Below are 6,111 nucleotides of genomic sequence, written 5' to 3'. Positions count from 1 at the left end.
GGCATTTGTAGCGTTGACGTCCATCGATTTTACCGTTCTTTTTATGATTGGAGCTCTTGCACCTGGGACAGTTCATGCATAAATATAGGTCCTAATAACATAAAAACTCTACTTAAATACCAATGCCAAAAATATTATGGGATGTGTGACACGATGTTGGAATATAATCTCAATTACAGTCCAAAGATGTTGATCTTGATAGGTTTTCTACAGAGCTGGAAAATGGTTCATGGAAACTACATATTGTGAAAATTTGTCGTAGATGTGGAAAAGTAGAAGGAACAATCAAAGATAAGGCATGATCAGTGTACGTGAAAGAGCAGGAATAAACTAATTAGGTGGTAGAAATGGAATCGATTATGCTGGTTTTTTCGTTTACGCTTCTTTTATTGGTTATTAATATATGCGATTAGTCATATTAATTATATTTGACTAAGCTGCATAAAAGGACAGATATAAGTGGGAATAATCCAGATAATCTATTAATTTAATAGGTTTTAAGAGATTTCAATAGTTTAGTACTAGAATTGAACGATATAAGCTAAGGGGTAATGGGGGATGTTTGCAAACAAATGGACAATAATTGAAGAACTTGATAATATATCAGATCTCGAAATGTTTGTAGAAGTTACGTTATTAACGGGAGCAGTTAGAAAAGGCAGAATTCGTGCAAACAAAGATTATATTATATTGGACGATGAAAGGCGTGGGGAGACACATATTATTCCAGTTTCTGCAATTCTTTGTGTTTCATATGGGGTTTCCTGAACGAAGATGCCAAAAAAGTATACGGCAAAATATTGATACTACCATTGTTGGAGTTGACCCAATGTCTCAAAAGAAAATTCTATACATTGCCATGAGCTTGGATGGATATATTGCAACAAAATCAGGGAGTGTGGACTGGCTTATCGACATTCCCGGATATGATTTCTATGACACTTTCATAGAGCACATTGGTGCTGTCGTGATGGGAAGGAAGTCCTATGAAATGATCCTTTCATTTGGTATCGAATGGCCATACAAGTTCGCACGATCATATGTTCTTACTCACAGCAATAAGTTCGATGATACTGATCTTGTGAAGTTTACCAGTAAACCTGTTAAAGATCTTGTGGAAGAACTATCATCTGAAACAGAAAAGGACGTCTGGATCCTGGGTGGCGGAGAAGTTGTCCGGGAGTTTCTCGACTCCAAGCTTATCGATGAGATCATCATTGGTGTAATGCCCATTCTTTTGGGGGAGGGGATTCCATTGTTCCGCGAGGGTGTCTATAAGACCGAACTGAAGCTACTTGATGTAAAACAGTATGAAAAAGGGATGGTACAGCTCCATTATGAAACATTGGTCTAAAGTTTTCTCACTGACGTGATAAATGTTCTCTCTTAGAAAAACATTATCTATCAGTATTCTCAATATAATTTAGTTAGTTAATTAGTAGGTAAATACTGGTCTGACATTATATCGTTTATATTGTTTAGAAATTCACAGGTATCAAAATGCTTGAAAAATTATTCGATCCGGCTTCTGTGGCTGTCATCGGTGCCTCCCGAACTGAAGGGAAAGTGGGGCGGGCGGTGCTTGACAATCTGCTTGAAAGCTACAGTGGCAGGATCATTCCTATTAATCCTAAAGCCGATGAGATCCTCGGTCTGCCATGCTATCCGACCATTCTGGACGCACCCGGGGGAGCAGAGCTTGCAGTCATTGTCGTGCCTGCCGTGCTTGTTCCTGACGCGCTCGATAAATGCGGTCGGGCAGGAGTAAAGAACGTAGTTGTTATTTCCGCAGGTTTCAAGGAGGCAGGTATCGAAGGTTCGAAGCTTGAACGTAGGTGTGCTGAGATCGTAAAGGAACACGGGATGCGTATGGTAGGTCCGAACTGCCTGGGCATCATTGATACGGCATCCGGTCTGAATGCTTCCTTTGCTGCATCCATGGCCAGGAAGGGCAATATCGCAATGATGTCCCAGTCAGGTGCAATATGCACGTCGACCCTTGATTGGGCGGATGCGAGAGGTGTGGGTTTCTCGAAGTTCATCAGTCTTGGGAACAAGGCCGATCTGTCCGAGAACGATTTTCTGCTTGAAATGGCAGATGATGATAATACTGCTGTGATAGCTGCTTATCTTGAGGGTGTGAAAGACGGCCCGAAGTTCATGCAGATCGCCCGCGAGGTTTCCCGGAAGAAACCTGTCATTGTGATCAAATCCGGTAGGACCGCAGTTGGTTCAAGGGCGGTTTCTTCTCACACCGGTACGCTCGCAGGCTCTGATGAAGCTTACAATGCTGCATTTTCCCAAAGTAACGTTATCAGGGCTGATTCCGTTGAACAGCTAATGGACTACATACGTGCCTTTTCCAGCCAGCCAATACCAGATGGTCGTAACATCGCCATCATCACAAATGCGGGTGGGCTTGGTATTCTGACAGCAGATGCTTGTCAGTTCGCGGGGCTTTCCCTTTCATCGTTTAATGAGGACACTATCGGTAAGTTGCGGGGTAAACTTCCTCCTGCAGCCAGCCTTTATAATCCGGTAGATGTTTTGGGGGATGCTCGTCCTGATATCTACGGGTTTGCAATTGAAACGATACTTGATGATCCCAATGTAGATGGTGTTATCCTTCTAACTTCTCCGCAGGCAATGACGGAAATTAAGAGCATTGCGGAAGTGGTTGCCGAAAAATGTGCGGATACGAAGAAGCCCATATTATGCAGTTTTGTAGGCGGGACGCGGATAGAAGAGGGTGACGAAATCCTGAACCATCATCATATTCCGAATTATCCTTTCCCTGAAAGAGCAGTTTCCAGCATGGCTGCTCTATGTGACTATGGTATCATGAGGGAACATGAATATGTTCTGCCTGAGAAGTTCGATGTTGATAAGGAATTTGTTTCTTCCCTGCTAAGGGATGCGATCTCAAATGGCAGACGTACGCTAGGACTCGAATCCTTTGATATTCTCAGGGCTTATGGCATACCTGTGGTGGAAACCCTCAATGTGAAGACATTGCAAGGTGCGTTAGATGCATGTGAGAATATGGGATATCCCGTTGTGATGAAAGTACTTTCTGCTGATATCTCACACAAGACCGATGTGGGGGGTGTTCGCATAGGGCTCGAGAATGCGGATGATGTTGAGCGGGCATACCTCACAATGATGTCGGATGTGAGACGCTACATGCCACAAGCAGTGGTCTCCGGTGTGCAGGTCCAGAAAATGATCACTGGTGGTAAAGAAGTTATCATTGGTATGAACCGGGATGTGCAATTCGGTCCACTGCTTATGTTCGGTCTTGGCGGGACATACGTGGAAGTGCTTAAGGACGTGTCATTCAGTGTTGCTCCTGTTGGAGTGGATGTTCTCAAAAAGATGGTATCATCCATCAGGACATATCCTATATTGACGGGGGTAAGGGGCGAAAGTCCTTCTGATATCGCATCGATCGTTGATACTCTTTGCAGGGTGTCACAACTTGTATCGGATTTCCCTGAGATACTTGAATTTGAGATAAATCCTCTGATGGTGTTGCCTGAAGGTCAGGGATGTGTTGCCATGGACATAAGGCTGACACTTGGAGGCGAATGAATATGCTGACATTATTCAAATTAAAAGAAATGGAGGTTGGGCAGTGTGGCTTCAATATTGATAAGTTCTTCTGAGAAATATTCCGGAAAAAGTTCCCTGTGTGCAGGTATTGGTATTATACTTAAGGACAAGGGTTACTCTGTCGGTTACATGAAGCCGGTGGGTAATATGCTGGTGGATGTAAATGGTGTGCTCTCAGATGAGGATTCGGAGCAGGCACGTAAGCTCTTCGACCTGAAAGATGATATTAAGAACATCACGCCTATCCTTCTTACTGACAACCTTGTGGAAGATGCTCTTGCAGGTGTCGAAAAGCATCTTGATAAGACAATTATCGATGCTTATGGCGAGATATCCAGGGACAAGGATGTTGTTCTTTTGGAAGGTACTGGTGGCATCGGTGGCGGGGCAATATACGGTCTGTCCGACCCGCAGGTTGCTTCTATCATCGGGACCAAGATCCTTCTGGTCGCCCGATATGAATCCATACATGCGGTGGATCGTATTCTTTCTGATATTGAATTGATACACGACCCGGATATGTTCGCAGGTGTCATTCTCAATGAAGTGGATGAAGGACAGCTTGAGCATGTTTGTGAGCTGGTGGTACCTTTCCTTGAAAATAAAGGGGTCAAGGTGCTTGGTGTGCTTCCAAAGGACACTACCCTTCGTTCGGTCCCTATCTCTGAGATCGTTGAAGACCTTCACGCAGAGGTTCTTGCAGGTTCTGAGAATATCGAGGTGCTTGTGGATCACTATCTTGTGGGAGCAATGGAAGTGAATTCCGCTATCAAGTATTTTAGGCGTACTCCCAATTCTGTTGTGATCACAGGGGGTGACAGGTCTGATATTCAGATGGCTGCGATCGAGGCACGCGTGAAATGTCTTGTCCTGACCGGAAATCTTCAGCCAAGTGCAGCTGTGCTTGGTAGTGCGGATGAGGCACAGATACCTGTGATCCTCGTTCGAGGGGATACGATGTCGACCATTGAAAGAATGGAACGGCTAATAGGGCGTGCAAGGTTCAGGCGTGAACATAAGCTCGGTCGTATGGTAGAGCTTATTAATAACGATGTGAATGTCAAAGAGCTTATGTCGCTGATCGGCCTTTGATGTCCTTCATTATTTATTATTTTTGAAAACATCCTTTGAGATCCCAGATGGATATACATAAATATATATTGGTTTATAGTGTCGTGCATCTCATTAATTTCAATTGCAAATTCAAATTATCAGGATTATATGATCAGTATTACCGGTGATGAATACCTTGACTGCTAAAGATTTTCTCACGATAGACGATTTTGATATAGGGGATAGAACAATTCTTGTGAGGGTGGACCTGAACTCTCCAATGAGCCCTGGCGGTGGCATACTTGATGATATGAGGATCAAAAGCCATATACCGACCCTTAGGGACCTGGAGGATGCGAAGGTGGTGCTGTTAGCTCACCAGAGCCGACCAGGAAAGAACGATTTCACTACTATGCAACTACATGCTGATGTGATGTCCAGTTCATTGGGTAGGAAGGTTACTTATATCGATGATATTTTTGGTAGCCATGCCAGAGAGAACATCGCTTCAATGGAAAAGGGGGATGTTATCCTTCTGGAGAATGTGCGTTTCTATTCAGAAGAAAGCCTGAAAAGACCTGTTAGTGAACATCAGGGAACTCACATGGTGCGAAAACTTGCTCCTCTGTTCGATATTTTCCTGAACGATGCATTTGCGGTATCCCACCGTTCCCAGCTTTCGATCACAGGGTTTACCGGACTTCTTCCTTCCGGGGCAGGCCGTCTCATGGAGAGGGAAATAACTTCTCTGGATGTGAGCCTTAAAGGTTCTGAATCTCCGTGTATATTTGTTCTCGGTGGGGCGAAGGTTGATGATTCCCTCAAGGTGGCTGAGCATGTCCTTTCAAGTGGCGGTGCTGACAGGGTTCTGGTCACAGGCGTTGTCGCAAATGTCGTGCTTGCTGCATCAGGTGTCGATATTGGTGAACCTAATATGAAGTTCATCAAATCCCAGGGATATCTCGACCAGATAGATAAGGCGAAAAATATCCTTGAAAGATTTGCTGGTAAGCTCGGTTTTCCAAGGGATGTTGCTCTTAATGATAATGGGGACAGGATCGAGGCAAAGATCGATGATGTGGCTTCGACGAACCTTCCAATAAACGATCTCGGTCTTGAGACCATTGTGGCATATTCAAGCGAGATCGAAAATGCGAAGACCGTTGTTCTAAATGGTCCTGCGGGCGTTTCCGAGATAGAGGGCTTTGAGATCGGTACATCTGAGATCATCAAGGCTGCAACGAATGCCGGTTATTCAATTGCTGGCGGCGGCCACATTACTGCCGAGGTGCGTAATATGGGGTATGAGAAGATGTTCTCACACATAAGCACAGGTGGCGGGGCATGTATTGATTTTCTTGCCGGGGACAGCTTGCCTGGCATTGAAGCTTTAAAAGTTGCTGCAAAAAGATATAGGGAATTTGAATAAAATCTGTGTGGGGGTTA

At 44.4% G+C, this 6,111-nt stretch carries 6 protein-coding genes; 5 read left to right on the top strand and 1 reads right to left on the bottom strand.

The features are described from left to right. Positions 1 to 76, bottom strand: a 76-nt coding sequence (locus KDK67_RS09450) for a transposase-like zinc-binding domain-containing protein (protein ID WP_420846927.1), incomplete at its 3' end; no start/stop codon positions are given. Between the two features lie 482 nt (positions 77 to 558). Here KDK67_RS09450 and KDK67_RS09445 point away from each other — a divergent pair. From KDK67_RS09445 to KDK67_RS09425, 5 genes are all read left to right on the top strand, one after another. Then, a complete protein-coding gene (locus KDK67_RS09445) occupies positions 559 to 768 on the top strand; it encodes a hypothetical protein (RefSeq protein WP_250868542.1) in 210 nt (69 codons plus the stop codon). A 61-nt stretch (positions 769 to 829) separates the two neighbouring features. Next, positions 830 to 1,354 (top strand): dihydrofolate reductase family protein, encoded by a 525-nt coding sequence (locus KDK67_RS09440; protein WP_250868541.1) that lies wholly within the window; start codon positions 830 to 832, stop codon positions 1,352 to 1,354. Between the two features lie 146 nt (positions 1,355 to 1,500). Next, entirely contained in the window at positions 1,501 to 3,591 is a 2,091-nt protein-coding gene (acs, locus tag KDK67_RS09435; protein ID WP_250868540.1) for an acetate--CoA ligase alpha subunit, read from the top strand. A gap of 45 nt (positions 3,592 to 3,636) precedes the next feature. Continuing rightward, positions 3,637 to 4,704, top strand: a complete 1,068-nt coding sequence (locus KDK67_RS09430) for a phosphotransacetylase family protein (protein WP_250868539.1) — start codon at positions 3,637 to 3,639, stop codon at positions 4,702 to 4,704. Between the two features lie 145 nt (positions 4,705 to 4,849). Continuing rightward, positions 4,850 to 6,094, top strand: coding sequence for a phosphoglycerate kinase (locus tag KDK67_RS09425; RefSeq protein ID WP_250868538.1), 1,245 nt, complete (start codon positions 4,850 to 4,852; stop codon positions 6,092 to 6,094). Positions 6,095 to 6,111 lie beyond the last annotated feature (17 nt).

This window comes from Methanococcoides seepicolus, assembly GCF_023684405.1.
In the GTDB taxonomy this organism is placed as follows: domain Archaea; phylum Halobacteriota; class Methanosarcinia; order Methanosarcinales; family Methanosarcinaceae; genus Methanococcoides; species Methanococcoides seepicolus.
Note: the sequence above shows the minus strand (reverse complement) of the source record. Positions and strands in the feature narration are given on the sequence as shown.